We start from the raw sequence: 24,957 nt of genomic DNA, 5'->3' as shown, positions 1-24,957 counted from the left end.
AGAGCACTTTTCCGAAGCTGATGATCAAGGTGCGTCCCGAGATCGTGACTTTGGGCGCGGGCATTCCGTTGACGCCGGACCAGGACAATCATCTCAGCCCCGAGGAGTGGAAACGCACGCTGGAGGAAGATCCGGACGTGGTGGTGCTGGATGTGCGCAATCGCTACGAGTCCGCCGCCGGAAAATTTGCGAAGGCCATTGCCTGCGACATCGAACATTTCCGCGAGCTGCCCGCCTACGCGGAGCAACTGGCCGATTTGAAAGATCGCAAGGTGCTGATGTATTGCACCGGCGGGATTCGCTGCGAAAAAGCCTCGGCATTATTCCGCAGCAAGGGCTTTACCAATGTCTTCCAGCTCCACGGCGGGATTGTCACGTATCAGGAACAATTCGGCAACGAGCACTGGCTCGGCGAGTGTTTCGTTTTCGATCAGCGAATGACGGTGCGGGCGGAAGGCGACCTGGTCCCGATCGGCCAATGCGCGCACACCGGGCGCACGACGAATCGTTTCGTGAATTGCCTGCACGACCCGTGTCACGTGCTCTTCCTCCTCGCCGCGGAAACGGAGCGCGAGAACACCGACACCCGCCTCTGTCCGCAATGCCTGGCCGCTGGTTTCACTTCTGATACCGCCGACTACAAGGGCAGCCCGGCGCGAGCTTGTTGAGGGGAAGTTCGGATAAATTCCCTCATCGATATCGACGGCGGAAAGACGGAGACCTTCTGGCGGGGTTAGCCGCGGTTTGAAGAGTATTTCCGGTCTTGGGATTAATTTATCTAATTTAAGGCTGGAAACTCTCTGGCGATCGGCGACACAATGGCGCGGATGAGAATTTCGATGGCCGTTGTGGCGGCATTCGTATCGGGAATTTGTTTTTTGGCGGCTTCACACGCGGTTGCGGCACCCGTGACTTGGGGAAACCACCTCGTGGCCGATACCGCCGCCGGCATCCTCGATGCCCAGAGTATCCCGGCCAGCAGCACCATCCGTTTCACGAATGTGGGCGGCGCCGGATACGATATCGTGATTACGACATCCTCGCTGGATTATTCCACGGCGGGGAACATGGGCGACCCGTCGAACGTGAACATCTCGTGGTCGATCCAAGGGGCGACGGCTTCCTCCCTCGGCGCGGCCATCCCTTATTCGTCGGTCGATGTTCACTTTTACGCCACGGGGACGAGCGATCCCTTTTATCTCACCGGGGTCGATTTTCGGTTGGTCGACGCCGAGACGGGGGAGCGCTTTCGAAATCTCAACTACTACAGTGCCCACGGGGATCTCGTTCCGCTGGCCACGCCCGCGGATCTGACTGGCGCCGCCAATCCGATCCTTTCCTACAGCCACGGAACTCCGGTTACCTACCCTGATTTGAGCCTGGACAGTGGTGAAGGAAATGTCGGGCAAACGCAAACGACCAAGTGGATTGAATTCAACCTGAGCGGGAAGGCGGTGAGTGGTTTCAGTTTCCAAGCGGGTCGTGCTTCCTCGGGAGCCGGTGGTGTCGAAATTTCCAGCCTGGGAGATCTGGTGCATCAATTGCAGGCCATCGGAAGTGGGGCGATTGTGGCCACGGGCCAATCCTATGATGGCCTGGCTTCGACCTCCACGGTGCCCGGCGGCGCCGGGACACAAGTGCAACTGCTGGGTGGGAGAGCGTCGGCGACTACCACGGTCACGGCCGCCTTCAGCCTCGTAAGCACTTCCGGATTTCAAGCGGGCGCGGGCACCTTGAGCGACGTCGTCAGCCTGCAGGGCACCAACGGCGACAAAGTGGTGCTGCAACTGAGCTACGACCCAGCGGCACTGGCTCCCGGTCAACTCGAGAGCGACGTTTTCCTCGGGTGGTTCAATGGCGGTGGGGTGCTGGTCAATGCGGTGGACGGCAACACCAATCTTCCCGGGGAGGTGAATAATCCGCTTTTTCACCTCGGCGCCTACGATCCCACGCTCGATTTTCACCTCGGTTACTATGGCGTGGACACGGTGAACAAGACGGCGTGGGCGGTCATCGACCACAATAGCGAATTTCTGGCCGTACCCGAGCCGGCCAGCGCCGGGTTGGTGGCCCTCGGCGCGTTGACGCTCCTCGCGCGCCGTCGTCGGCGACGCTGACTGCCCTTGTAAAAAAACTCGCACCTTAAATCGGCTTAAGGGGGCTTAAGGCACCTTAAATCGGCTTCGTTTTCGTCGCCGGGACTTCTCGATTGCATCGGTCGCTTGGCACGGGTCTTCAAGGGACGCCGGCAATTTTCGCACCTTGATTCGGCTTGATTCGGGCAAGGGCTGCCGCCCTTTTGGGGTGAGCCGTTTTCCGCATCATTTCCGGTGGTGTCGCTTCGCTCAACCACCGGCTATGGCGCTGGGATGCCTCCGGCATCGAACAGGGGATCGAGCCATTTCGCGAGGCGCTAGCCGCATTTACCGCGGCACCGCGTTTGTTGAGTTTCCGGCGGAGGGACGACGGGCAGGGGGCGACCTGGCGGTGGCGGGCGTGGTGGAAAGTCCTCGGAGTTCATACGGGGCAGTGTGCCATGACCCGGCGGAAAAAGTGCATCGCTCCATTGGTTCCATTGGCTCCATTGCGGGAAATCTTCCCGCGATGACCCGTTACGCCGCACATTTTCCGCGCCCCTTGGTCGCGTTCGAAAATAATCCATCATCCCTGATGCGTAATTCAGGGAGCCGTGGTAAGGTTTGCCCATGAATAGCACCGGCAATTCAATGCCGGGCGCCCTCCCGGAAGCCAAACGGGACACGTCTTCATGGAAGGAGATTGTGCGTCGATACCAGAAGCCCTCTCTGTGGCGCGCCGTCTGGCAGTTGACCAACACCGTCATCCCCTACGTCTTTCTGTGGTACCTCATGTATCGCAGCCTGGTGTGGTCTCACTGGATCACCTTCGGCCTGGCCGCCCTCGCGGGCCTCTTCCTCGTCCGCATCTTCATCTTCTTCCACGACTGCGGCCACGGCTCGTTTTTCAAGTCGCGTCTGGCCAATGACATCGTTGGCTACATCACCGGAGCGCTTGTGCTCACGCCCTATTTCCATTGGCGTTGGGAACATTCCGTCCATCACGCCAACTCCGGCGACCTTGACCGGCGGGGCGTGGGCGATCTGTGGACGATGACCGTGGATGAGTACCTGAAGTCGCCACTCTGGAGGCGCGTCGCTTATCGGCTTTCCCGCACGCCGTTTAGCCTCTTCCTGCTGTCCCCAATCATCCTCATGGTGTTTTGGCAGCGCATCCCCGCCTTCAAGGCCAGCCCGCGCGAACGCCGCTCGGTGCATTGGATGAATTTCACCGTCCTCTGCATGGCGGTCGCGCTCAGTTGGATCTTCGGCTTCGCGAACTATGCGCTGATCCAGTTGACCATCATCGTCGTCGGTGGCGGAGCCGGCGTCTGGCTCTTCTACGTCCAGCATCAATTCGAGGACGTTTATTGGGAGCGCGGGGGCAACTGGGATTTCACCGCCGCGGCGCTCGAGGGCAGCTCATTCTACAAGCTGCCCAAGGTTCTCCAGTGGTTCTCCGGCAACATCGGCTTCCACCACATTCACCACCTCAGCTCGCGGATTCCGAATTACAACCTCCAGCGCTGCCACGACGCCGCTCCGCTCTTCCAGGAAGTGAAGGCCCTCACCCTGCGCTCCAGTCTCCGCTCCCTGCGCGTGCACCTCTGGGATGAACAAGGCGGCCGGCTCGTCGGCTTCCGCCACGCGCGCCGCATCCGCAAACAGCGCCAGCGGGCGCAGCGATAGGCCGGAGCACCTGCGTTCAGGCGGTCTGGTCAGGTCGCGGCGGACATTGTAAAACAATGGTCCCCCCATGAACGCACGTCTCTTCCCCATCCTTCTCCTCTCCGCTCTCACTGCGTGGGGCGCCGACAACACGCCGTGGAAATGGCAGGACGCACTGTGCCCGATCCCGGCTTCGATCTGGATGCCGCGCGGGTCCTGCGCGTGACTTCGTTGGAATCGACCGGCCCGGGCACGTTACGCGAAGCTTTGCTCGCGAAAGGGCCGCGGATCGTCGTGTTCGAAGTCGCGGGCGTGATCGATCTGCAAATGAGGGGAGTGCAAATCGCCGACGGGCAACTCGTCGTTGCGGGACAAACCGCGCCCGCGCCGGGCATCACTCTCATTCGCGGGCAACTGCATTTCGCGGGCAGCCAGACCCTCGTGCAGCATCTCCACGTGCGCCCGGGCGACGCCGGCCAGCCGAAGAAGAGTGGCTGGGAACCCGACGGGATGAGCACGACCGGCGGGCCGGTGGATGTGTGGTTCGATCACTGCTCCTGCACCTGGGCGCTCGACGAAAATCTCACCGCGACGACTTTCAAGTCACCGACCGGAGAACCGGCGCATCGCGTGCAGTTGCGCGATTGCCTGATCGCCGAGGGACTCAACAATGCATCGCACCACAAGGGGCCGCACTCCAAGGGAACGCTGATCGACGCCGGCACGCAGCAGGTCGCCATCGTGCGCTGCCTCTATGTGAGCAACGTCGAGCGTAATCCGGTCATTCACCCGGGCTGTTCCGCGGTGGTCGCGAATTGCGTCATCGCCAATCCTGGCGAGCGCGCCATTCATTCGCACGTGGTGGAGGAGGGCAAAAACGCCGGCCTGCCGAACGCGCGCATCTCCATCGTGGGCAATGTGGGCTTGTTCGGCGAGAAGACCAAGAAAGCCGCCGCGCTCTTCGAGTTCGGGGCCGACGCCTATTTCAAGGACAACGAGTGCTTCGACTGGCATGGTGAGCCGCTGCCCGTGTTGCGCGTGCCGTTGGCGACGCTCAAGGAACCACCGCTCTGGCCGGAAGGCCTCCAGACACTGAGCCCGGCCGGTGCGCTCTGGCACGTCGCGCGCTTCGTCGGCGCGCGTTCCGCGGAACGCGATGCCATCGACCAGCGCATCGTCAATGGAGCCCTCACCGGCACGGCGCGCATCATCGACAGCCAGGACGAAGTGGGCGGCTACCCGCAGATCAAGCCGGTCACGCGGAAACTCGACGTGCCCGACCAGAACCGCCGCGCGTGGCTGGAGAAGTTCGCCCGCGAAGTCACCTTCGGCTCGGAATGAAGGCCGCACCAACCGATGGGATGAACAGTGCCAGCAGGCGCGGCGCTGTGGCCCGCCGCCTTGTTCAGGCCGGCGAGAGGACGTGGATCACGCGATTGGCGACGAACTCTCTCGTCTTCGCCGAATAGGCGGCCATGTGCGGCGCGACGAGATGCGCTTCCAAGGCTTCCGGGCTCTCCCACTTCTCGACCACCACGAAAGTATCCGGGCCGAATTCCGTTTGGAATTTCAGCGCCGGGTTGGCGTCGACGGTCGCTTCGTATTCCAGGCATCCCTGCTCGGCGCGGACCGCAGGGACGTTGGCTTGGAATAATTGCAAGACGGTTTCACGTTGGCCGCGCTTGGTCGTGATGATGGCGATGACGTGGATCATGGGCTGCTGTGAAAAGAAGCAGGGGCCGGGGCCCGCTGCTTACAAGGATTTGTGGGTGCCGTCGCAGAACGGGGCGTTGGCCGTGTGCTTGCACTGGCAGAGCCAGGAGTCGCCGTCTTTTTCCGCGGTGAACTTTTTCGGCGCGAATGAAGAGCCCTTGTGGGTGCCGTCGCAAAACGGCTGCGTCGCCGATTTACCGCAGGTGCAGAACCAGTAATCTTTGCCGGCTTGAAGGGTGACCTTGGCCGGGGCTTTGGCAGCAATAGTGGGTTGATCGCTCATGGGTCGCAGTGCTGTGACAGTTTCCCCACGGCGAAGCAAGCGTCCCGAATCCGCGACGGCACGGTGGATCACGCTCTCACGACGTCGTTCGCGTGGCGGGCGATCCAGTCCTTCGCCCAGGCGACGGCTTCCAGGTTCATGTCGCACAACGGCGTGCAGTGGAAGATCAGGCCCTCGATCTCTCCCTGGGTGAGCCATTGCAGACCGAGGCGGCATTGGTGTTCCATCATTTCCAGCGAGATCGGTTTCTTTTCTCCGAAGTCCCACATGTAGATGCCCAGCAGGGTTGGTTTCGCCGGAGCGATCTTGCGGTAAGCGGCAAAGTTATCTGCCAGCTTTTCCAAATCGCGGGCCCGCCACGTCCAGAAGTAGACGTTGTCCACCAAATCGAGATGCCGCTGGATCGCGGGATGCAGTTGCTGGGAATAGAGGACGATGGAGAGGTCGAGCGGGCGGCTGCGCGTGCGGAGTTCCCGATGAATCTCCTCCACTTGCGTGACGCTGAGATGGGCTTGCGCTTCCCCATCAGCGGCCTTCGGCACGGCATCGCCGAGGAAGAAATCGTCCATGTCGAGACCGACGAGGTTGGGCAGCTTCGTCGCGAGATCCAGCGCCAGTTGCCTTTTTTGCTCGGTCGTCAGGCTGCGGTCTCCATCCACGAAACTCCAGGTCAGCCGCCGGGCGTGAGCGAACTGTTTGGCATAGTCGTCAAACGGTGGACGAGGCGTGCCGGTGAAGCGGACCATGCAGACATTCGGAATGCCCATGTACTGGATCGCCTCGCCGGGCAGGATGTCCCCGCCGCGGGTGCCGATGCCGTAGGAGTTCTTCAGCGAGCCGGCGTCGTGTCCCCACATCCACAGCCGGTCGCGCAGGGTGCGGTCGTATGGCACGGTATTTCCCCAAGTGGACAGCGGATGAACGAGCGTCCCCGCCAGCAGGGACGAGCCAGCGGCACCGGCGGTGGCTTTCAGAAAATCGCGACGGGACAAGGAATGGCGGAGGGGGCTTCGCATCGGGGCTGATATCGCTAATGCGGGAACGGTCTATTGACGAGCGTCGCTTTGGATAAATTCTCTCAGGAATCGACCGAAGCGGGGTTGATTGGGATGCAGACCCGCCATGTCTGCCGTCCCCCCTCCCTGACTTCGCTTCTACCACGATGACACCTCCGTTCCATCCCGGGCTGCGCGCGACGCGGCGGCAGATGCTCCAGGCAGGCGGGCTGGGGCTGCTCGGGCTCGGTTGGAATCCGCTGGCGGCGCTCGGTGCGCTCGCCCCACCGGCCACCCGCGCGGGGCCGGGGAAGGCGAAGTCGGTCATCCTGATCTTCAATGGCGGGGCGCCGAGTCATATCGACTTGTGGGATCCGAAGCCGGACGCCACGGCGGAAGTGCGCGGCAGTTTCTCCACGATCAAGACGAACGTGCCGGGGATTCACATCTCCGAGTTGCTCCCGCAGATGGCGAAGCGCATGGACAAAGTGGCGCTGGTGCGCTCCGTGCATCACGAGCACACCAGCCACAATAGCGGCATGTATTGGTCCACGGCGGGGCGGCCGTATCGGGTCGACAGCACGCTCATCAATCCTAGCCGCACCGATCTGCCCGGCGTGGGCACGCTCGTGGGCTGGCTGGCGCAACGCGATGGCTTCAGCCGCGGCGTGCCGCCCTACGTCATCACGCCGTTCCCGCATTGCGACAGCAAGGCCTACATCACACCGGGGCAATTCGGCGGCTGCCTCGGGACGCGCTACGATCCCTTCGTGCTCGATGACGACCCGAACGCCGCGAACTTCAAGGTCCGCAACCTGGCGCTCGACGCGAGCCTCACCGTCGACCGGCTCGAGGGCCGCCTCGGTTTGCTGCGCGATCTCGCCGCGCACTCCACGCCGATCGTTTCGCCGCAGATGGCGGATCTCGACATCTTCACCCAGCAAGCCGTCACGATGCTTCAGTCAGGGAAGGCGGCGGACGCCTTTGATCTCTCGAAAGAGCCCGCCTCGGTGCGCGAGCGCTACGGGCGGCATAGCTGGGGCCAGTCGCATCTGCTGGCGCGGCGGCTGGTGGAAGCGGGCACGCGTTTCGTCACCACCGTGAATGGCCCGAGCATCCGGTGGGACACGCACAAGGACAACTTCAACGCGCTGAAGAACAAGCTCGTGCCGCCGATGGAACAGGCCTACGCCGCGCTGCTCGACGATCTCGATGAACGCGGCCTCCTCGAGACCACGCTCGTCGTGTGGATGGGAGAATTTGGCCGCACGCCGAAGATCAATGTCGATGCGGGGCGCGACCACTGGCCGGGCTGCTACAGCGTGCTGCTAGCCGGTGGCGGCATCCGGGGCGGACAGGTCATCGGCGCCTCCGACAGCATCGGCGCCTTCCCGAAGGATCGCCCCACCACGCCCGCCGAGATTCACGCCACCATGTATGCGGCGCTGGGTTACGACGTGCGCAGCATCACCTATCAGTCCGCCGATGGCCGCCCGATCGCGCTCACGGAAGGTGCGCCGATGAGCGAGCTTTTTTGACACGGGCGGATCTCGCCTGCGGCGCGGCAACGGCGTTCCCGCGGAAATGTCGCCGTCAATCTGCAAACACCCGTTTTTCACCGGCTATTCGCGCGAATACCGGTTGCAATCCAGCCGCGAGGGCAGAGCGTATGGGGTGCTGTTTCACGCCTGGCCTCGCGGGAGACGCGGGTGTGACGGTGGCTGAACATGTCAAAATCTCTCACTTCCAGAATCGTCCTCTTCGAGCCGGATGCGGATCAGTTGAAAAGCGCCCTGGCGGACCGGCCGGTTTCACCGGATCTCGTCGAATTCCTCAAGACTCTGCTCAAGAGGAAAAAGTGGGCGCGCAAGATCAACATCCCTTCGGATCATGATGATGTGGCTGCCGTGCTCGTCTTCACCACGCAGCTCAAGGAAGGCGGACTGGAGATATTCAGTGAGTTGCACGTCTTTTGCGCGGGTCGCACCATGGTGGAGAAGTGGCAGGTGGTCGGGGAAGGAGAGCGCATCTCTCTCCTGCCGAAGGAGGCCTTTCGGGCCATCGATATCAGCAAAGTGCGGGTGGAGGGCGCGCAGGTGAACGTCGAGTTCAGCGTGCCCATCGTTGGCGGGCAAAGCAGGACGCTGATCAAGACGTTCGATTTTTCCCAGGAAGATACGGGGCCGCGAGTCGTCCCGCACCCGCTGCTCGAGGTCGGCTCATTCGATGGGGAGCTACGGGCGCCTACCTCCGCGATCGGGAGCTGAGAGTTGCTGGCAGAGCTTGCCAGGCTGCCATCATATCCCTTGCTTACTGCCGGAACGCACTTAGCTTGCAGGCAGGTGCCTTCGCGCCAACTCAGGAAAGCTCCAGGATGACTGGCCGGTGTAAGTGATCTTTCTGAATGACCATCGATGGTCTTCCATCGCTGACCAAACTCGCGATTACGGGCGCCGCAAATCATGACCTCAGAGATAGATTACGCAGCAATCCGCGCCGTGGTGGACGCGGCCAAGCGCCAGGGCCTGGCGACGAACGATGGTTCCAGCCCGGAACCGGTAAAAAAGTCAACCCTTCCCGAAAAAATCAATCCGGACCTTCCGGAATGGTTGCTCAAGAGCATTCACGCGACGAGGGAAGCTTCCCCCGATTGGAAACATCGCTAGCTGACCAGCTTCTCGTCGTGCAACTGCGCGACGAGCTTTTCCAAATCGCGCAAGCGGCGGACCATCTCGGGTAATTGCTGCACGGCGATCCATTGCCGTTTCGCTTGTTTGTCGGGCATCGCAGGGATCCCCAGCACCGTGCCCTTGGCGGGGATATCGCGCATGACTCCCGATTTCGCGCCGACGGTGGATTGCGTGCCCAGTTTCAAGTGGCCCGCGATCCCGGATTGGGACGCGATGACGACGTAATCGCCCAGGTGCGTGCTGCCGGCAAAACCGACCTGGCCCATGATCAAGCAATGGCGTCCGATGACCACGTTGTGGGCGATGTGCACGAGGTTATCGATCTTGGTGCCGGCGCCGATGACGGTCGAGTCCAGGGCTCCCCGGTCGATAGCGCAGTTCGCTCCGATCTCGACGTCGTTGTGGATGACGACGTTCCCGACTTGGAGCACTTTCCGATGCGATCCTGCGTCGAAAACATAGCCGTAGCCATCGGAGCCGATCACGCTGCCGGCATGGATCGTCACGCGATTCGCGATCTGCGTCCGTTCATAGATGACCACATTGGGATAGAGCGACGTATCTTCCCCGATGCGGGAGTCTTTCCGCACATGATTGCCGCCCATCAGGACAGAACGCGGCCCGATCTGCACGCGCTCGCCGATCACGCAATTCGGCCCGATGTGCGCGCTGGGATCGACTTGCGCGGAAGCTGCAATGCGGGCGCTGGAATCCGTGCCCGCTGGATACTCGTCGGGTGGGAAGAAAGTCGGCAGCAGCAGGGCAAATGCGACCCGCGGGTTGCTCACCCGGATCACGACCTTGCGCGAGGAGGTGAAGGCGGGAGAGGCGAGGATGGCGGTGGCCTCCCCTTGTTCCGCGGCGAGAAATTGCGATTCCTTTTCGGCAAAGGTGAGATCGCCCGCCCGAGCTCCATCGATCGAGGAAAGTCCGGTTAGCGGCGTGGTGGCATCGCCCAGCACTTCTCCCTGGACGATCCCGGCGATTTCAAGGGCGGTGAATGAAATAGAAAAGAGGGGTTAAAGTAACTCAGGCAGCCGACCCAGATGGCACCTGGCGGAGGCTGACCATGCGCTGCGCTTCCACGTCCCACACTTTCAATCGCAAACAGCGCAGGATTTCCAGCGGATGGAGCGAGGTCACTTTCGGCGTTTGCAGTTCCGGGATGTCGCGAAGGACCTGCGGCAGCCGGTAGAACGGAATACGCGCATTGATATGATGAATGTGGTGATAACCGATATTGGCGGTGAACCACCGCATGATCCCATTCGTCGCCATGTAACTCGACGATTCCACGGCGGCCTTGTGATAAGTCCATCCGGACTTATCCGCGAAGCACACGCTGGGAAAATTGTGCTGCGCGTAAAAGAGATAAGTGCCGATCGCGTATAAGATGAAGTGCGGAATCGTCTGGGTCAGCAACAGAGCGGCCCATCCCCAGTAATGCACGAGGGCGACGCCGATGGCGGCATGCACCAGCAAGGCGAGCAGGCCGTCGTAGTGCTTTTTCGGCTCGTTGAGAAAAGGAGCCAGGCACATCCCGAAGAGGAAGACGAAGACGTAGCCAAAGAGGATGGTCAGCGGATGGCGCATGAAGAGATACTTCATCCGGGTCGCTGCCGATGACTTGAGGAACTGGCTGTTCGTCATGATCGGAAAGGAGCCGATCTCGGAGCCGCGCAATTTCGAATTGTGGTTGTGATGATGATTGTGCGAGCTGCGCCAGATGCTGCTCGGGCTCAGCGCGAGAATGCCGAAGATCCGCATGAGCCGCGCGGCGATCCGTGAGCGGGGCAAAATGGCGTGGTGCTGCTGATCGTGGTAAATGACGAAAAACCGCAGGAGCAACAGGCCGCTAAGAATGCTGCACACGGCTTGCCCGGCGAGGTTGAAATTCCAGTGGGTGCCCGCGAGAGCAGCGAGCAGGAGGATCGCGGTCGAAAGGACGTGCCACCAACTCCGCACAGTGGAATCTTTGGCGTAGGGCTGGGTGGCAAGGATGAGCTCCGAGCCAGTTCTAAATTTCGAGGACAAGACCTACCGTAGCCACGAAAACAAAGGCTGTCGACCGAAAGGGTGAGAAAATATCCTACAACACCCATAATAAAATTCCCTACATCGCGGTTTTTGCCGGGCTTGGGGAGAGGGCGCAAACGGCCTCACGGCGCTTCCACTACTCGGTCTCACTGCCGCCGGCGTCACTTGCCGCCAGCGCCATCGGCAGGGGCTCATGCGGCACGGTGTCGCCGTGGTCGAGGTGCTCGGCGCAGACGCGGAAGAAATCGTCCTTGGTCATCACGCGGCGGATGGAGTGCTGAAACTGACCGGTGGGTTCGACACCGTGGCTGATGAAGTTGAGATACTTCTTCATCTTCTGCACTTGCGAGAGTTCGCGCACCTCGGGATCGCAGACGGCCTCGTAGAGCGCGTGGATGTAGTCGAGCACATCGCGGCCGGTGGGAAGGAAGATCGGTTCCCCGCGACGATGCTGGCGGATCTGCTGGAAGATCCACGGGTTGCGAATGGCGGCGCGGCCGATCATCAAGCCGCACGCACCGGTCAGGGCCAGCACTTCCTCCGCGCTCTGGACCGTGCCGACGTTTCCATTGGCCACGACGGGGCAGGGGAGCGTGGCCACCGCGCGGGCGATGAAATCGTAATGTACTACGCTGCGATACATCTCCTTCACGGTGCGGCCGTGGACCGTGAGCAGATCGAGTGAATGCCTGGCGAAGATCGGCAGCAGTTGATCGAAGACGGAGGAATCATCGAACCCGATCCGCGTCTTGACGGTGAAAGGAATCGAGATCGCGTCGCGCAAGGCGCCGAGGATCGAATCGACCCGCTGTGGATCGCGCAGCAGTCCGCCGCCGGCGCACTTGCGGTAGACCACCGGCACGGGACAGCCGAGATTCAGGTCGATCGCGGCGACGGGATGCTGCTCGAGCTCCTTGGCCGCGCGCACGAGACCCGGGATGTCGTTGCCCATCATTTGCGCGACCACGGGCCGCCCGGTGGGATTCTCCGTGATGGAAGAGAGGATATGGCGATCGAGCCGCGAGTCCGGGTGAACGCGGAAATACTCCGTGCAGTAGAGATCGGCCCCGCCGTAGCGCGTCATCAACCGCCAGAAAGGCAGGTCGGTAACATCCTGCATGGGCGCGAGGACGAGCAGCGGCTCGTCGGCGCGGAGCAGAGAGTGAAGTGAGGTGGGCGAGTCCAAGACATCAACTCTCGCCAGATGCCGTAACCGGGCGACTTTTATTTTTCGCAACCAAGGCCCGGCAATGGATTACCGGGCGCGGCACCCTCTGGGCACGATCCCGAATCAGGAAATCGGCTCAGCGCTTCGGGGGCGTATTCCCGGGAGCAGACGGAGCCGGAGGCGGGAGCGTGCGCCCTTTGGTATCGGGTGTGATCTCGGCCTTGCCGATCAAAGTGGCGCCTTCGTCCATCGCGAGGCGATTGGTGGTGAGGCTGCCGGTCAGCGAGGCCGATCCCTTGAGTTCGCAGCGGCCCGTGACCAGCACATCGCCCGTGACGGAACCGTGCAGGGTCAGCGCGGCGGCCTGGATGTTCCCTTGAATGCGTGCTTTCGGCCCCACCACGAGGATTTCGCCGATGATGTCCCCATCGCGCAACTGGCCGTCGAAGGTGAGTTCGCCGGTAAATTTAATCGTGCCGCTGATTTCAACGTCGCTGAGAATGTTGCTGGATGGATTCATGAATCCTCATGTCTAGCGCACTTGGGCGTTTGGCCGAGCGTTATTTTTCCCATCTCCGTGGCGGGAGCCAAGGGCGCCCACGCTTGCCTTTGGGCGGAACGACCCTCTTCATGGGGTCAGTGACGGAAAATCCCCATCCGCAAGATCGCTTCGAACTGATTAAAGAAGCCCTTTTTATCGGGCGGAAGGTCGCGGCGATTAAACTCTATCAGCAACAAACCGGCCTGGGTCCGGCCGACGCCAAGGCAGCGATCGAGAAGCTGGAGGCGGAACTGCGGCTTTCTTCGCCGGAGCGGTTCACCCGTCCGTTGGCGAGCGGCTGTTTCAGCGCCATTCTCTTCGTGGGCCTGGGCGTAGTCTTGTGGAAGGCGCTCGCTTGATGCCGCGACCGCTCCTCCATTGAAGAGGGGGAACGATCCGCAAACAGCGGGCTACTTCCCGAGCATCTTCGCGACCACGAAGATGAGCAGTGCGCCACCGAGGCCTCCTCCGAAAAGAAGATAGATGAGCGAGTAACCTGCGGCGGCCAGCATGGTGGGGATAAGCAGTGCGATCATAATTGGTGGCGATCTGTGGTGTTGGCCTCAAGATTCATCCTCGAGGGGTCCGGCCGCAGTCACACAGAAGTATCGCGTCGCGATAGCTAATGGCCGTATTTCGCTCCCCGGGAATGCCACAGCAGAGGCGGATGAGGGAGTGCTGTGTTTTACTATTCCTAACAAGACACGCACCGCCGCCACCGCCTGCGATTTCTCTTTAGGACGCGATGAAAACTACCGCACATGTGGATGAAATTGCTCACGGGCGCGTGCTCGAAGTGAATTTGCACGGCAAGCTCGCCCAACGTGATTTTGACCAGGTCGTGCCCGAAACAGAGCGGCTCATCGAGCGCTTCGGCAAGATTCGGATTCTAGTGACGCTGCATGATTTCGAAGGCTGGGACCTGGGTGCGGTGTGGGAGGAAATCAAATGGGAAGCGAAGCATTTCTATCACGTCGAACGGATCGCGATCGTGGGAGACAGTCGCTGGCACCGCCGCATGGCCAGCCTCTGCGGCTCCTTCACCACGGCCCGCGTCCGCTACTTCCATCTCGACTCGCTCGATCAGGCTTATCAGTGGGTGGATGCCTGACTTTGCCCGGACTTCCGTCGTAACATCACGACCAGGTAGACCGCGATGGTCAGATTCACAGCGAGGATCGCGAGCTTGATCGGCGTGAAGTGTTTCGCCAGCTCGAAGATCTCGAAGGGAATGAAGGAGAGCGTGATCACCAGCGTGAGATATTCCGCCCAGCGCTTTTTGAAAACGAGGCCGATACCTTCCACCATGAAGACTGCCCCATAGGCAAAGCTCAGGCCGCCGATCTGCTTGAGCTTTTGATCATCGACCAGCCCCGCTTTGTGCAGGAGGGCGGTGCTATAGCGATTGTCCGCATCGAAGTGCCATGCCTTCACCCAATGGCCGAGCATGTCTTGGAGGTCGTGATTCACGCCGGCCAGAAGTCCCGTGGCGACCACCGCCAGCAGCAGACCCTGGACGAGCTTGTAACCGCCGATCCAAACAAGGCTGGCTTCACCGTGTGCCGAATGGGAAGGCATCGCTGGTCGTGTCGGTTTGCGGAAGAACAGGTTAATAGGGTTATTGCTTTCCGATCTTTTCGCCGGCTTCCAACGGGCTGGCCTCGTCGACGGTGACCGGTACTCCCGTCTTGACCATCTCCGCCAGCTTCACGACGTCCCAATTTGCCAGCCGGATGCAGCCATGGCTGGAGGCGCGGCCAATGGAATCGGGATCGTTCGTGCCGTGAATGCCGATGCCCTTTTTGTTCAAGGCGATCCACATCACGCCGACAGGGTTGTTGGGTCCGGGAGGCAGCATGTGAAAATCGGAGCCGCGCTCACCTTTCTTCAGCATCAGCGGGTCGTAACGAAAGTTGGGCAGCTTCGCGACGCCTTTGACCTTCCAGTGGCCGACTGGCGAAACGGTCTGCTTCGACCCCACGGTGACCGGGAATGCCGCGGCAATTTTGCCGTCGGCCATCACTTCGAGCATGCCGTCTTTCACGCCTATGTGCAGGGAAATGCCGGACGCCTCGTCGGTTTTGTCCGTTGCCTCTGCACCTTGGGTCGCATTGTCCTCTCCAAGTTCATTGGCGATGAGGGCCTTCGCTTCCGATCCCGGGCGGATGTCTTTCACCGCACTCATTTCGAACGGCTTCACATTGGGCACGGAGACTGGATCGCCGGCCTTCAGCTTCTCCGTCTTCTTGGGATTGAGATCCTTGAAGAACTTGAGGTCGCAATGAAATTTCTCCGCGATGCCTTCAGCGACGGTCGCGTACGGGAGCCGCTTCACTTTCGCCTGCGCTGCCGGACCACTCGGCAATTCGCCCACATTGGCGAGATCGTCCGCCGTAATGGTGTAGCTCGTAAAGACCGGCTCGACGCCGGAGAGATCCAGTCCGGTGGTGTCCATGGGCGCCTTCGGACCAGCCGGGGCGACCGCCGGGAGGCCGTTGGCCTGGCGATAGAGCGCCAGGGCTTTCTTCGTGAATTCGCCCTGCTGCCCATCGATCTTCCCCGGCCCGAAGTTCGCGTTATCGAGGAAGATTTGCAGCCGGGTATTCTGCTCGATCTGTTGATGGCTCGGCTTCGGCGCGGCCGCTTCGGCGGTCAGACCAAACAAAAGCGCCAGGCCGAAAACGAGATGCGAGAGAGGTTTCATACTTCTCTCAATCGCACCTGCTAGAGCCCTCAGCCGCCTTGGTGCGGCAACCGCTCCTTAGTGACGGTCAAATAATCGCGGCAAGGAGAAGAGCCAGCGAATCACGGGGATCACACGAATTGGGGAGGATTTCATTCGTGTGATCCGCGTGATTCGCTGGCCAAGTCTCCAACGGAGCGACTTATACCCCAGTCCCTTAAACCGGCGCCTGCAACTGCTGCAGCAGAGCCGCCTGGTTCCAATTGTCCCAGCCCTCGACGATACGCCCTTCCCGGAATTTCAGCCACGTCATGCCAGCGAATGAGACGGCGCGGCCGGTGGGCTGCAGCGGGCCGGCGGCGCCGGTGTGCGTGCCGGTGAAGCGCCAGCGCACCACGGCGTCATCCTCGTCGGAGATCACGTCTTCGATTGCCACCTGGAGATCCGGCAGCATTCCCAGCAGGCGGTCGCGCATGGCCACCACCTCCTCCGGACCCTTGGTCTCTTCGCCCTCGTGATGGCCGAGGCAGGAAGGGGCGACGAGACTGAAGATTGTTTCACGTCGGCGCTGGTTCCAGACTTCGTCAAACCATCGCCGGGCCAGAGTGTTCGTCTTTTCGTTCATAGATTTCCTCCTGGCCAGTGCGTCTATTCCTGCGGCTTGGATTCGACGACTTTCTGGGCGGCCATGATGTAGGCCATGATGCGCGCCTGCTGCTCGCCATCGATTCCCGCGCGGCGCGACATGTTCCCCACCATCTTTTCCCAACTGCTCACCGAGCGGGAGTCGATCAGCTCGAGGTCGTGGCATTCAGTGCAGCGATTGGTATAAAGGCTGTGCCCCTCGGTGAGCACCTTGGCGTCGCCACCGCCCGCGGCCGTGAGGAAGGCGGGCGTGACGGGCGGCGCCGTTCGTTCCTCGAAAGCGCCCGACATCTCCTTCTTGAGGGCAATGAGCTGCGGATAGTCCGCGCAAAGTTTCAGCCCCATTTCCAAGGCGGTGAGCGCGTGGGGCGTGCCCTTGAAGATGCGCCGCATCCGGTCGGCGTCCGCGCATTTCTGGGCGGCTTCCTCGATATCCTTTTGGACCTTGATCTGCAGGGCTTTGAGCTCCGGGCGATTCGGCTCCGCCTCGAGGCCGGTGTGGATTTCGTCGTTGGCATTGATCAGGCAACGCATGGCCACCGCCTGTCGCGTGCGGGCGAGGGCGCGGGTGCTCGTGGCCACGCGCTGGCTCAACTCGGCGCGGTTCAGCTTGGTGGCGGGAGCGGTCGTGCCGCCGAGACGATCGACCCCTTCATCAAGGGCCAGTGCGAGGCAGGGATGGCCGAGCTTTTCGAGTTGCGTCGCGGTTTCGCGCAAGGTCCCCAGCGACGCGGCGCTGCGCGAGGAGATGGCACCCTGCAACCGCGGCGCGAGCGCCGTGGCGAGCGCGCGATACTTTTCATCCTGCGCCGAGCGGGCGAGGAGTTGGCGCGCAAGGTCGTAACGCTGGTCGCGAAAAGCCTCGAGGCTGGCCAGCAGATCGAGCCAGCCGTCGTGCGGCGCGGCTTCCACGGCGTCGGCGGGAATTGTCACTGAGACCGGCGCTCCGTCCTTTTTGTAAAAGGGCACCACGATCAAGCCGCGCGCCGTATCCTGCAGGAGCACGGGAAATTCCTGTCCTTTGGCCGCACCGACGTAGTTCTTACCTTCCAGTTGCAGCATCTCGCCGCGCGTCGCGCGCACCAGTTCGCCGGGCGCAAACGCGGCGGCGGCCAGCGCGTGGGCGTGCAGCAGGACGAGGCTGATGGGGAGAAGGATGCGGGGGGCCATGGAGAGGTGAAGAAAGGCTTAAAGCGAATTGCCCTCGCGCGCAAGCGCACGGCTAGCGATGGGCGATCAGGAGGATGGCGCCCAGCAGGAGCAAGGAACCGGCGAACCGGCGCAGCATCACAGCGCGCCCGCGCCCGCGCTCGGCATTGCCAAACCAACTGCCGATCGTCCAGACGAGCACTACGCTCCAGAGGCCGCGGGAATTGTAGAGCACGTTGGTCGACGTGGCGCCGATGGTAATGATCGACCACGCGATGCCGCTGGCCTGGACGGCCAGCAGGCAGCCGCCGGCGACGATCCAGCGCCAGCTTGCGGGTGTGACTTCGCGCCCATCACCGCGCAGCAGGGGAATGAGGGTGAGTGAGAGCACGGCCACGGTGAGAAACAGCGTGGCGATGTAATGCGAAAAACCCCACTCGCGCACCCAGCGCTGCTGCGTGATATCGGTGAGCGCATACACCGCCGCGGCGCTGAAGCCGTAGAGGAGACTGCGGAAGACGGCTTCCCGGTCGGCCTGCGGATTGCCGATGCTGAGCAGCGCCGTCGCGCCGCCGGTCAGGAGCACGGCCAGCCAGGTGGAGACGCCGATTTTTTCCGTGCCCAAGGCGGCGCTAAAAAGCGCGACGAAGATGACTTTCGAACCCAGTACCGGCGTGGCCACGGAGACATCGCCGCGGCTCAGGGCGAGGAAAGTGAAGATCTGGCCGACGAAAAAAATCGTGCCGGAGATGACCGCATGGCTCACGTTGCCGAAGCTCGCCGCGTGGGCGGTCGGCACGAACCAAAAGAGCGAAAAGAGCGTGGCTTGCACCCAGTTCGTGGAAAAATTCACCCGCCACGGCCCGGCGCCCTCGGTGCCGCGCTTGAGCATCATCGCCGCAAAGGCGTAGCCCAGCGCTGAGCCGAGGGGCACGAGCATGGGAGAGGCGAGCGACATGGAGCAAAGACCGCAAACTCTCACCGCGCGAAGAACTGCTCGTGCAGGGCGACGCCAAGATAATAGACCCCGCACAACGAAATGAACATGGAGCCGTAGCGCAGGGCGGGGCGGGTGAAGCGCTCCTGCAACTGCTGCCGCCCGGCGGCCAGCGCGCCGAAGAGTGGCAGCACCACCACCTGGTGCCCGACCTCCACACCCAGGCTGAACGCGCCCAAGGCGATCCACGTGCCGATGCGGGGCAGCCCCACCATGGCATCGAGCAGCCCGCCGGCGAAACCGAGCCCATGAATCAAGCCGAAGCCGAACGCCACGGCGAGGCGCAGCCGCGAGTGCGCGTTCTGCGGCCGGACGACATTCTCCACGGCGACAAAGATGATGCTGATGGCGATGACGGGTTCCACCACCCACGGCGGCAGTCGCACGATGGCGAAGACCGAGAGCGCGAGCGTGATCGTATGGGCGACGGTGAAAGCCGCGATGACCTTGACCATTTCCCAGAAGTTCATCGTCGCAATGACCAGCGCCGCGACAAAGAGCAGGTGATCCCACCCGGTGAGAATGTGCATCACGCCGTGCCAGAAGTATTCGCGGAAGGTGCGCCAGCCCTCCGCCTTGGGCGCTTCCGATGCTTGTGTCGATGGGGCTGACCAGCCGGTTGAAAAGTCCGTCGGTTGCTGCGGGCGCAACAGCGCGGTGGTGATTTCATTTGCATCCGAGCGCTTCAGTCGGACGATGTAATTGACGTCCCACGGCGTGCCCAACGCATACGGCCATTCGCGCAGCATATCCTGCGTGACGGTGATCTTGCCCGGCGTCGGTCCGGCGAAGGTAAATTCCAGCTCGTATTGGTAGTAGGTCTTTTCCGGCTCGGAGAAAATTGGCGGGTCGGTGATCCGGAGGACCTGACCGGTCAGTGCCCGCCCGTCCGCGCTGACTTTGAGATGCTGCCCGACGTAGTCACGATGCTTCTCCGCCGCCGCGGACAGGGCGGCGCCGTCGAAGCTGTCATCCTTCGCCACCAGATTTTGCGCCACGGCGATTTCGCGCACCGAGACATTCACCGCGACGTGAACGCGCGTCGGCTCGAACTGCATCCACATCGCATTCTGCAAAAGGGGGTGCGCACTGGCGAAGCCCACGCTGCCCAGGAAGGCCAGCAAGAACAGGAAGACAGGACGCATGGCCGGGTTATCGCGGCACGATCGCCACGTAATCGCGTACGCTTTTCCATTCGCGCGCGTAGAAGGCCGGTGTCCCCCGCACCCACAGCGCCGTGCTGGTGCCGCCGTCGAGATTCAGCGCCCGCACGATCTTTCCTTCCGGAAAAATCGACGCCGTCGCCAGAATCTCCGCCATCCCGGCGAGCGTGGTACTTTTGCAGATGAGAAATCCGTAGTGTCCCTTGGCGTCTTGAATCACCACCGTCCGCGCGGCGTTCTTTGTGGCCTCGAGGCCGACGATCGGCTTCCCGCCCTCGACCAGAAACGGGCCCGCTTGCAGAGCCTCGCGCACCGCCGGCGAGGCCTTGAACGCCGCCGTGCGCTGAATGGTGATCGCGGTTGGCGTGACGCTGAGCACGCCGCTCAAGAGCTTCGCATGTTCCAGCGGATGGAGCTCGACGCCCTGCCGGATGAGCAGGCCGAGCGGGGTGCGATCCGGCTGGAAGTAACCGCCGTTCACCCCCGCGAGCGCGCCGCGTTTCGCGGCGGCGCTGCCCAGGTCGAACGCGCCATTGGGATTGTCCATCACGGCGAACGCGTGCGTTTTTGGATCGAAGGTCACCACCCACAGCGTCGCGTCACTGGTCACGCTCTTCACGCGCCGTTCGGTAAAGGCCAGGCCCGCCGGTGCGGGCTGGACGCTGCTATCCTGCAGCACCCACGCCGCCATGGCGACCTGGGAGGCGAACACGAACAGGGTGAAAGAGAGCAGCAAACGACGCATGAGAATTTCAAAGGTGATGGGCGAGGCTGGCTATTTCACGCCGGTGGCGAGGACGGTCTGGAAATACGGCGGCTGCGCCTCGCGCGAAACGACGGAAATTTCAATCTCGCGGAAGCCCGCCGTTTCCAGGAACTGCTGGAGATCCGCCTCACTGAAGCCCAGCCAGCGGTCCGCATACATTTCGCGCGCTTCTTCGAATTGATGCGCGAGCAAATCCAGCACCGCGATGCGCCCGCCCTTTTTTAAAATGTGATGCGCGGCGGCGAGGGCCCGCTGTGGATTGGCGGCGTGATGCAGTGCCTGGCTGAGCAGTGCGAGGTCCACGCTATTGGCTGGGATCGGCGGCTCTTCGATTTCCCCGAAGCGATATTCGAGATTCTGGAAGCCGTGCTTCTTGGCCAGCGCGGAACCGAACTCGACCATCTTCTCCGAGTTGTCGATCGCGATGACTTTCTTCGCGCGCTTGGCCAGCAGTTGCGCGAGCGTGCCCTCGCCGGCGCCGAGATCCGCGATGACCATCGACGGCACCAGCGTGAAAAGCATGTGCGCGACCCCGTCCCACGTGCGCCCCGGGCAATAGGCACGGCCAAATTTTCCCGCGAGCTGGTTGAAGTATTCGCGCGCTTTGTCGTCGCGTTTTTTCAGCGCCACCTTTAGCGCCGCCTGATCGCGCGCGGCCTCCGGGAGTTCGCGGGCGGCGGCCTCGACGATGGAGCGCAATTCCGTGTGCGAGCCGTCGTCGGCCAGAGCGTAGTAGATGTTCTTCCCGGCGCGCCGGTCCCGCACCAGTCCGGCCTGCCGGAGCTGCGCCAGATGGCTGGAGATGCGCGACTGTCCCATGCCCAGCACTTCCTGGATCTCGACGACGGACAACTCCTCTTTTTGCAGCAAAAGGAGCAGGCGCAGACGCGTTTCGTCGGCGAGGAGGCGCAGGGATTTTACGATTGACACCATCCGGAAGTGGCTTAGACGTATCACCGCATCATGATTGGTCAATACGTTGTTTTGGCCGGTCGTCGCTATTTTTAGCAATTAAATATTCATACCCCTCATGTCCCGTAGCTTCATCTTTTCCTCTGAATCCGTTGGCGAAGGCCACCCCGACAAGGTCGCCGATACGATTTCCGACGCCGTGCTCGACGCCTGCCTCGCGCAGGACACCAAGAGCCGCGTCGCCTGCGAAACCTACGTGAAGAGCAACATCGCCATCGTCGGCGGCGAGATCACCACCAAGGCAAAGCTCGACTACGTGCAGATCACCCGCGATGCCGTCCGCGCGATCGGCTACGTGCATGACGACGACGTCTTCCATGCGGATAAGATCTTCGTGCAAAACATTCTCACCGCGCAGTCGCCCGACATCGCGCAGGGCGTCGACGCCAAGAAGGCCAAGGGCAAGAAGACCGGGGAGCAGGGCGCGGGCGACCAGGGCATCATGTTTGGCTACGCCTCCGACGAGACTCCCGAACTGATGCCGGCGCCGATCATGTTCGCGCATCGCCTCGGCCGCAAGCTGACGGAAATCCGCAAAGCCGGCAAAGCCGCCAAGTGGCTGCGCCCCGACGCGAAGTCGCAGGTCTCCGTCGAGTACGTCGACGGCAAGCCGACGCGCATCACCAATGTCGTCATCTCCACCCAACACGCCGCGGGTGCTGAGCATGCGGAGATCGAAAAGTTCTGCATCGAGAAGATCGTCAAGGCCGTGTTGCCCAAGTCGATGCTCACCAAGGACACCGAGTATCTGATCAACCCCACCGGCAATTTCGTCGTCGGCGGACCGCAGGGCGACACCGGCCTCACCGGCCGCAAGATCATCGTCGATACCTACGGCGGCATGGGCCGTCACGGTGGCGGCGCCTTCTCGGGCAAGGATCCATCGAAGGTCGACCGCAGCGCCGCTTACATGGGCCGCTGGGTCGCGAAGAACATCGTCGCCGCCGGCCTTGCCGCGAAAGCGGAAGTGCAATTCGCCTACGCCATCGGCCACCCGCAACCCGTCAGCGTGCACGTTGACACCTTCGGCACCGGCACCGTTTCCGACGAAGCCATCCTCAAGGCTGTGCTGAAAACCTTCAGCTTCAAGCCCGCCGACATCATTGCGCAGCTCAACCTGCTCCGCCCCATCTACAGCAAGACCACGAATTACGGCCACTTCGGCAAGGACGACAAAGATCTGACGTGGGAAACCACCGACAAAGCCGCCGCTCTCAAGAAGCTCGCGAAGTAGTCCCAACCAGAAACTAGAAACCAGAAACCAGAAACTTTACCGCCATGAGCACCACCGCCCTCTCCGCCCAAACCGCTGACTTCAAAGTCGCCGACATCACCCTCGCCGACTGGGGCAGAAAAGAAATCGAGATCGCCGAGCAGGAAATGCCCGGCCTCGTTTCCATCCGCAAGCAATACGCCCCAAGCGCGCCGCTGAAAGGCGTCCGCATTACCGGCTCGCTGCACATGACCATCCAGACGGCGGTCCTCATCGAGACGCTCGTCGCCCTCGGCGCCACGGTGCGCTGGGCGAGCTGCAACATTTTCTCCACGCAAGACCACGCCGCGGCGGCCATCGCCAAGACCGGCGTGCCCGTCTTCGCCTGGAAGGGCGAGACGCTCGAGGAGTATTGGGACTGCACCTGGAAGGCCATCGTCAATCCCGAGGGCAAAGGCCCGCAGCTCGTCGTCGACGACGGCGGCGACGTGACACTCTTCCTGCACAAGGGTTACGAACTCGAAGAAGGTGACAAGTGGGTCGACAGCGAGAGCGGCTCGCATGAGGAGAAAGTCATCAAGGACCTGCTCAAGAAGATCCACGCCGAGAATCCTTACATCTTCCACGAACTGGTGAAGGAATGGCGTGGCGTCTCCGAAGAGACCACCACCGGTGTGCACCGCCTCTACAAGCTGCAGGAACTCGGCAAGCTCCTCGTCCCGGCGTTCAACGTGAACGACTCCGTGACCAAGTCGAAGTTCGACAATCTCTACGGCTGCCGCCACTCGCTGGTCGACGGACTCAACCGCGCGCTCGACGTCATGATCTCCGGCAAGGTCGCCGTGGTCATCGGCTACGGCGACGTGGGTAAGGGCTGCGCGCAGTCGCTCCGCGGCCAGGGCGCTCGTGTCATCGTCACCGAGATCGATCCCATCAATGCGCTCCAGGCCGCCATGGAAGGCTACGAAGTCACCACGATCGAGGACACCCTCGGCCGCGGCGATATCTACGTCACCACCACCGGCAACGTCGACGTCATCACCATCGAGCACATGGTGAAGATGAAAGACCAGGCCGTGATCTGCAACATCGGCCACTTCGACAACGAGATCCAGGTCGACAAGCTGGTCAACTATCCCGGCATCAAGCGCACCAACATCAAGCCGCAGGTCGACAAGTACACCTTCAAGCCCGGCCAGGAAATTTTCCTCCTCGCCGAAGGCCGCCTCGTGAACCTCGGTTGCGCCACCGGCCATCCGTCGTTCGTCATGAGCAACAGCTTTTCCAACCAGACGCTCGCCCAGCTCGACCTCTGGAAGAACAAGGACACCTACAAGCCCGCCGTCTACGTCCTGCCCAAGAAGCTCGACGAAGAAGTGGCCCGCCTGCACCTCGCGAAGATCGGCGTGAAGCTCACGACGCTCACCGCCAAGCAGGCCGCCTATCTCGACGTGCCCGTCGAAGGCCCCTACAAGCCCGCGCACTACCGCTACTAAGCGGCACTCCCGAGGCCATGAAATCGTGGGGGCTCATCTTGATCGCGCTGGTGCTGGGCTTCGTCCCGGCACACGCCAAAGATGCGCCCCCGCGATGCCTCGAGCCGCTGCGGGATCACTACATTCAAGCGGAGCCGATCAAGGGCAAGCAACTGGGCGATAAACTGCCTCAGGCGGTCTATGAGGCGGAAGAAGGCGGCCCGCCGGACAAAGCCCGCCGGGGCAATTTGGTGTGGGTGGAGAGACCCGAGGGATTGGAGGTCCAGGTGGATCGAATTGGCGTGTATCGCGGTCACGGCATTTACCGGACCTCCTATATCCGCGCCGACGAGCAAAAGCCTCTCTACTGCCTGCTGCTGGCCTATTCCGTGAAGGTGGAATCCACGGTCGAGCGGCAATTCGGTTTTCTCGATCAGCAGGAGTCCGTGCTCCAGCCATTCTTCATCGCCGGTGGTGGGCCTGAACTGGACGACTTCGAAGCTTGGATGACTTCCACGAAGGAGAGTCCCTTCAACGTGGAGGCGTTCATTGGCTGGAGAGGCACCGGCCACGCCTGGGCGACATTTACCTTTCGCTTCGATGAATCCGGCCCGCGGCTCTTCCGCCGCCGCGACGGCGACGACCGCTCCAAAACCACGACGCGAAAGTACTAAGCGGCTTTTCCAGGAGTCTTCCGCGGAAGGAAGTCTACGATCAGCCAGGG

The 24,957-nt window shown here is 62.0% G+C and carries 29 protein-coding genes; 13 read left to right on the top strand and 16 right to left on the bottom strand.

Going from position 1 to position 24,957, the window contains the following annotated elements:
• The 5 genes from ABJF10_RS13475 to ABJF10_RS13455 all read left to right on the top strand — a co-directional run.
• A partial coding sequence (locus tag ABJF10_RS13475; RefSeq protein ID WP_348545101.1) for a rhodanese-like domain-containing protein occupies nucleotides 1-668 on the top strand: 668 nt, incomplete at its 5' end.
• 261 nt (nucleotides 669-929) lie between these two features.
• On the top strand, nucleotides 930-2,117 hold the full coding sequence (locus tag ABJF10_RS13470; protein ID WP_348545100.1) for a PEP-CTERM sorting domain-containing protein: 1,188 nt from the start codon (nucleotides 930-932) through the stop codon (nucleotides 2,115-2,117).
• Between the two features lie 588 nt (nucleotides 2,118-2,705).
• Complete coding sequence (locus ABJF10_RS13465) at nucleotides 2,706-3,764, top strand: fatty acid desaturase (protein ID WP_348545099.1); 1,059 nt, start codon at nucleotides 2,706-2,708, stop codon at nucleotides 3,762-3,764.
• 67 nt (nucleotides 3,765-3,831) lie between these two features.
• Nucleotides 3,832-3,969, top strand: a complete 138-nt coding sequence (locus tag ABJF10_RS13460) for a hypothetical protein (protein WP_348545098.1) — start codon at nucleotides 3,832-3,834, stop codon at nucleotides 3,967-3,969.
• Nucleotides 3,921-5,084: a right-handed parallel beta-helix repeat-containing protein gene (locus ABJF10_RS13455; RefSeq protein WP_348545097.1), complete on the top strand. Its 1,164-nt coding sequence runs from the start codon at nucleotides 3,921-3,923 to the stop codon at nucleotides 5,082-5,084. The genes ABJF10_RS13460 and ABJF10_RS13455 overlap by 49 nt, the downstream gene beginning before the upstream one ends.
• 64 nt (nucleotides 5,085-5,148) lie before the next feature.
• On the opposite strand, the gene ABJF10_RS13450 is transcribed toward ABJF10_RS13455, so the two are convergent.
• The 3 genes from ABJF10_RS13450 to ABJF10_RS13440 form a co-directional block, all read right to left on the bottom strand.
• On the bottom strand, nucleotides 5,149-5,457 hold the full coding sequence (locus ABJF10_RS13450) for a putative quinol monooxygenase (protein WP_348545096.1): 309 nt from the start codon (nucleotides 5,455-5,457) through the stop codon (nucleotides 5,149-5,151).
• A 39-nt stretch (nucleotides 5,458-5,496) separates the two neighbouring features.
• On the bottom strand, nucleotides 5,497-5,739 hold the full coding sequence (locus tag ABJF10_RS13445) for a CDGSH iron-sulfur domain-containing protein (RefSeq protein ID WP_348545095.1): 243 nt from the start codon (nucleotides 5,737-5,739) through the stop codon (nucleotides 5,497-5,499).
• Between the two features lie 68 nt (nucleotides 5,740-5,807).
• Nucleotides 5,808-6,755, bottom strand: coding sequence for a twin-arginine translocation signal domain-containing protein (locus tag ABJF10_RS13440; RefSeq protein ID WP_348545094.1), 948 nt, complete (start codon nucleotides 6,753-6,755; stop codon nucleotides 5,808-5,810).
• A 146-nt stretch (nucleotides 6,756-6,901) separates the two neighbouring features.
• Here ABJF10_RS13440 and ABJF10_RS13435 point away from each other — a divergent pair, with 146 nt between their 5' ends.
• The 3 genes from ABJF10_RS13435 (at nucleotide 6,902) to ABJF10_RS13425 (ending at nucleotide 9,400) form a co-directional block, all read left to right on the top strand.
• A complete protein-coding gene (locus ABJF10_RS13435) occupies nucleotides 6,902-8,272 on the top strand; it encodes a DUF1501 domain-containing protein (protein WP_348545093.1) in 1,371 nt (456 codons plus the stop codon).
• A gap of 189 nt (nucleotides 8,273-8,461) precedes the next feature.
• Nucleotides 8,462-9,001 carry a hypothetical protein gene (locus ABJF10_RS13430; protein WP_348545092.1) on the top strand — a complete coding sequence of 180 codons (540 nt, stop codon included), beginning with the start codon at nucleotides 8,462-8,464 and terminating at the stop codon, nucleotides 8,999-9,001.
• Nucleotides 9,002-9,196: 195 nt separating this feature from the next.
• Nucleotides 9,197-9,400 carry a hypothetical protein gene (locus ABJF10_RS13425; RefSeq protein ID WP_348545091.1) on the top strand — a complete coding sequence of 68 codons (204 nt, stop codon included), beginning with the start codon at nucleotides 9,197-9,199 and terminating at the stop codon, nucleotides 9,398-9,400.
• Here the strand turns inward: ABJF10_RS13425 and lpxD are convergent.
• The 4 genes from lpxD to ABJF10_RS13405 all read right to left on the bottom strand — a co-directional run bounded on the left by lpxD (nucleotide 9,397) and on the right by ABJF10_RS13405 (nucleotide 13,149).
• Complete coding sequence (gene lpxD / locus ABJF10_RS13420; RefSeq protein ID WP_348545102.1) at nucleotides 9,397-10,431, bottom strand: UDP-3-O-(3-hydroxymyristoyl)glucosamine N-acyltransferase; 1,035 nt, start codon at nucleotides 10,429-10,431, stop codon at nucleotides 9,397-9,399. The genes ABJF10_RS13425 and lpxD overlap by 4 nt on opposite strands.
• Before the next feature lie 22 nt (nucleotides 10,432-10,453).
• Nucleotides 10,454-11,458, bottom strand: coding sequence for a fatty acid desaturase (locus tag ABJF10_RS13415; RefSeq protein WP_348545090.1), 1,005 nt, complete (start codon nucleotides 11,456-11,458; stop codon nucleotides 10,454-10,456).
• A 139-nt stretch (nucleotides 11,459-11,597) separates the two neighbouring features.
• Nucleotides 11,598-12,647, bottom strand: a complete 1,050-nt coding sequence (locus ABJF10_RS13410) for a tRNA-dihydrouridine synthase family protein (protein ID WP_348545089.1) — start codon at nucleotides 12,645-12,647, stop codon at nucleotides 11,598-11,600.
• A 118-nt stretch (nucleotides 12,648-12,765) separates the two neighbouring features.
• Nucleotides 12,766-13,149, bottom strand: coding sequence for a polymer-forming cytoskeletal protein (locus tag ABJF10_RS13405; protein WP_348545088.1), 384 nt, complete (start codon nucleotides 13,147-13,149; stop codon nucleotides 12,766-12,768).
• A gap of 29 nt (nucleotides 13,150-13,178) precedes the next feature.
• Here ABJF10_RS13405 and ABJF10_RS13400 point away from each other — a divergent pair, with 29 nt between their 5' ends.
• Nucleotides 13,179-13,529 (top strand): hypothetical protein, encoded by a 351-nt coding sequence (locus ABJF10_RS13400; RefSeq protein ID WP_348545087.1) that lies wholly within the window; start codon nucleotides 13,179-13,181, stop codon nucleotides 13,527-13,529.
• A 51-nt stretch (nucleotides 13,530-13,580) separates the two neighbouring features.
• Here the strand turns inward: ABJF10_RS13400 and ABJF10_RS13395 are convergent, their stop codons facing one another.
• Nucleotides 13,581-13,706, bottom strand: a complete 126-nt coding sequence (locus tag ABJF10_RS13395) for a hypothetical protein (RefSeq protein WP_348545086.1) — start codon at nucleotides 13,704-13,706, stop codon at nucleotides 13,581-13,583.
• A 209-nt stretch (nucleotides 13,707-13,915) separates the two neighbouring features.
• Here ABJF10_RS13395 and ABJF10_RS13390 point away from each other — a divergent pair, with 209 nt between their 5' ends.
• Nucleotides 13,916-14,281 carry an STAS/SEC14 domain-containing protein gene (locus tag ABJF10_RS13390; RefSeq protein ID WP_348545085.1) on the top strand — a complete coding sequence of 122 codons (366 nt, stop codon included), beginning with the start codon at nucleotides 13,916-13,918 and terminating at the stop codon, nucleotides 14,279-14,281.
• On the opposite strand, the gene ABJF10_RS13385 is transcribed toward ABJF10_RS13390, so the two are convergent.
• The 8 genes from ABJF10_RS13385 to ABJF10_RS13350 all read right to left on the bottom strand — a co-directional run bounded on the left by ABJF10_RS13385 (nucleotide 14,263) and on the right by ABJF10_RS13350 (nucleotide 21,506).
• Nucleotides 14,263-14,748 (bottom strand): DUF2127 domain-containing protein, encoded by a 486-nt coding sequence (locus ABJF10_RS13385; protein WP_348545084.1) that lies wholly within the window; start codon nucleotides 14,746-14,748, stop codon nucleotides 14,263-14,265. The two genes, ABJF10_RS13390 and ABJF10_RS13385, sit on opposite strands and share 19 nt — an antisense overlap.
• 40 nt (nucleotides 14,749-14,788) lie before the next feature.
• Complete coding sequence (locus ABJF10_RS13380; protein WP_348545083.1) at nucleotides 14,789-15,874, bottom strand: L,D-transpeptidase family protein; 1,086 nt, start codon at nucleotides 15,872-15,874, stop codon at nucleotides 14,789-14,791.
• A 196-nt stretch (nucleotides 15,875-16,070) separates the two neighbouring features.
• Nucleotides 16,071-16,478 carry an ester cyclase gene (locus ABJF10_RS13375; protein WP_348545082.1) on the bottom strand — a complete coding sequence of 136 codons (408 nt, stop codon included), beginning with the start codon at nucleotides 16,476-16,478 and terminating at the stop codon, nucleotides 16,071-16,073.
• Between the two features lie 23 nt (nucleotides 16,479-16,501).
• Nucleotides 16,502-17,668, bottom strand: a complete 1,167-nt coding sequence (locus tag ABJF10_RS13370) for a hypothetical protein (RefSeq protein ID WP_348545081.1) — start codon at nucleotides 17,666-17,668, stop codon at nucleotides 16,502-16,504.
• A 52-nt stretch (nucleotides 17,669-17,720) separates the two neighbouring features.
• On the bottom strand, nucleotides 17,721-18,587 hold the full coding sequence (locus ABJF10_RS13365; protein WP_348545080.1) for a DMT family transporter: 867 nt from the start codon (nucleotides 18,585-18,587) through the stop codon (nucleotides 17,721-17,723).
• A 38-nt stretch (nucleotides 18,588-18,625) separates the two neighbouring features.
• A complete protein-coding gene (locus ABJF10_RS13360; RefSeq protein ID WP_348545079.1) occupies nucleotides 18,626-19,789 on the bottom strand; it encodes a HupE/UreJ family protein in 1,164 nt (387 codons plus the stop codon).
• A gap of 7 nt (nucleotides 19,790-19,796) precedes the next feature.
• Nucleotides 19,797-20,552, bottom strand: a complete 756-nt coding sequence (locus ABJF10_RS13355) for a phosphodiester glycosidase family protein (protein ID WP_348545078.1) — start codon at nucleotides 20,550-20,552, stop codon at nucleotides 19,797-19,799.
• A gap of 30 nt (nucleotides 20,553-20,582) precedes the next feature.
• On the bottom strand, nucleotides 20,583-21,506 hold the full coding sequence (locus tag ABJF10_RS13350) for a metalloregulator ArsR/SmtB family transcription factor (protein ID WP_348545077.1): 924 nt from the start codon (nucleotides 21,504-21,506) through the stop codon (nucleotides 20,583-20,585).
• 97 nt (nucleotides 21,507-21,603) lie between these two features.
• Here ABJF10_RS13350 and metK point away from each other — a divergent pair, with 97 nt between their 5' ends.
• The 3 genes from metK to ABJF10_RS13335 are packed head-to-tail and all read left to right on the top strand — an operon-like array spanning nucleotide 21,604 to nucleotide 24,907.
• Nucleotides 21,604-22,779, top strand: a complete 1,176-nt coding sequence (gene metK / locus ABJF10_RS13345) for a methionine adenosyltransferase (protein ID WP_348545076.1) — start codon at nucleotides 21,604-21,606, stop codon at nucleotides 22,777-22,779.
• Between the two features lie 44 nt (nucleotides 22,780-22,823).
• The gene (gene ahcY / locus ABJF10_RS13340; RefSeq protein ID WP_348545075.1) at nucleotides 22,824-24,254 is read left to right on the top strand and encodes an adenosylhomocysteinase; all 1,431 of its coding nucleotides are present in this window, start codon (nucleotides 22,824-22,826) and stop codon (nucleotides 24,252-24,254) included.
• 17 nt (nucleotides 24,255-24,271) lie between these two features.
• Nucleotides 24,272-24,907, top strand: a complete 636-nt coding sequence (locus ABJF10_RS13335) for a hypothetical protein (RefSeq protein WP_348545074.1) — start codon at nucleotides 24,272-24,274, stop codon at nucleotides 24,905-24,907.
• The last annotated feature ends 50 nt before the right edge of the window (nucleotides 24,908-24,957 follow it).

Source organism: Chthoniobacter sp. (assembly GCF_040003245.1).
GTDB lineage: Bacteria > Verrucomicrobiota > Verrucomicrobiia > Chthoniobacterales > Chthoniobacteraceae > Chthoniobacter.
Note: the sequence above shows the minus strand (reverse complement) of the source record. Positions and strands in the feature narration are given on the sequence as shown.

Coding starts and splice junctions, on each gene's coding strand:
- ABJF10_RS13465 (WP_348545099.1), top strand. CDS start 2,706: ATGAATAGCACCGGCAATTCAATGCCGGGCGCCCTCCCGGAAGCCAAA.
- ABJF10_RS13460 (WP_348545098.1), top strand. CDS start 3,832: ATGAACGCACGTCTCTTCCCCATCCTTCTCCTCTCCGCTCTCACTGCG.
- ABJF10_RS13450 (WP_348545096.1), bottom strand. CDS start 5,457: ATGATCCACGTCATCGCCATCATCACGACCAAGCGCGGCCAACGTGAA.
- ABJF10_RS13445 (WP_348545095.1), bottom strand. CDS start 5,739: ATGAGCGATCAACCCACTATTGCTGCCAAAGCCCCGGCCAAGGTCACC.
- ABJF10_RS13440 (WP_348545094.1), bottom strand. CDS start 6,755: ATGCGAAGCCCCCTCCGCCATTCCTTGTCCCGTCGCGATTTTCTGAAA.
- ABJF10_RS13435 (WP_348545093.1), top strand. CDS start 6,902: ATGACACCTCCGTTCCATCCCGGGCTGCGCGCGACGCGGCGGCAGATG.
- ABJF10_RS13430 (WP_348545092.1), top strand. CDS start 8,462: ATGTCAAAATCTCTCACTTCCAGAATCGTCCTCTTCGAGCCGGATGCG.
- ABJF10_RS13425 (WP_348545091.1), top strand. CDS start 9,197: ATGACCTCAGAGATAGATTACGCAGCAATCCGCGCCGTGGTGGACGCG.
- ABJF10_RS13405 (WP_348545088.1), bottom strand. CDS start 13,149: ATGAATCCATCCAGCAACATTCTCAGCGACGTTGAAATCAGCGGCACG.
- ABJF10_RS13395 (WP_348545086.1), bottom strand. CDS start 13,706: ATGATCGCACTGCTTATCCCCACCATGCTGGCCGCCGCAGGTTACTCG.
- ABJF10_RS13390 (WP_348545085.1), top strand. CDS start 13,916: ATGAAAACTACCGCACATGTGGATGAAATTGCTCACGGGCGCGTGCTC.
- ABJF10_RS13385 (WP_348545084.1), bottom strand. CDS start 14,748: ATGCCTTCCCATTCGGCACACGGTGAAGCCAGCCTTGTTTGGATCGGC.
- ABJF10_RS13380 (WP_348545083.1), bottom strand. CDS start 15,874: ATGAAACCTCTCTCGCATCTCGTTTTCGGCCTGGCGCTTTTGTTTGGT.
- ABJF10_RS13375 (WP_348545082.1), bottom strand. CDS start 16,478: ATGAACGAAAAGACGAACACTCTGGCCCGGCGATGGTTTGACGAAGTC.
- ABJF10_RS13370 (WP_348545081.1), bottom strand. CDS start 17,668: ATGGCCCCCCGCATCCTTCTCCCCATCAGCCTCGTCCTGCTGCACGCC.
- ABJF10_RS13365 (WP_348545080.1), bottom strand. CDS start 18,587: ATGCTCGTGCCCCTCGGCTCAGCGCTGGGCTACGCCTTTGCGGCGATG.
- ABJF10_RS13360 (WP_348545079.1), bottom strand. CDS start 19,789: ATGCGTCCTGTCTTCCTGTTCTTGCTGGCCTTCCTGGGCAGCGTGGGC.
- ABJF10_RS13355 (WP_348545078.1), bottom strand. CDS start 20,552: ATGCGTCGTTTGCTGCTCTCTTTCACCCTGTTCGTGTTCGCCTCCCAG.
- ABJF10_RS13350 (WP_348545077.1), bottom strand. CDS start 21,506: ATGGTGTCAATCGTAAAATCCCTGCGCCTCCTCGCCGACGAAACGCGT.
- metK (WP_348545076.1), top strand. CDS start 21,604: ATGTCCCGTAGCTTCATCTTTTCCTCTGAATCCGTTGGCGAAGGCCAC.
- ahcY (WP_348545075.1), top strand. CDS start 22,824: ATGAGCACCACCGCCCTCTCCGCCCAAACCGCTGACTTCAAAGTCGCC.
- ABJF10_RS13335 (WP_348545074.1), top strand. CDS start 24,272: ATGAAATCGTGGGGGCTCATCTTGATCGCGCTGGTGCTGGGCTTCGTC.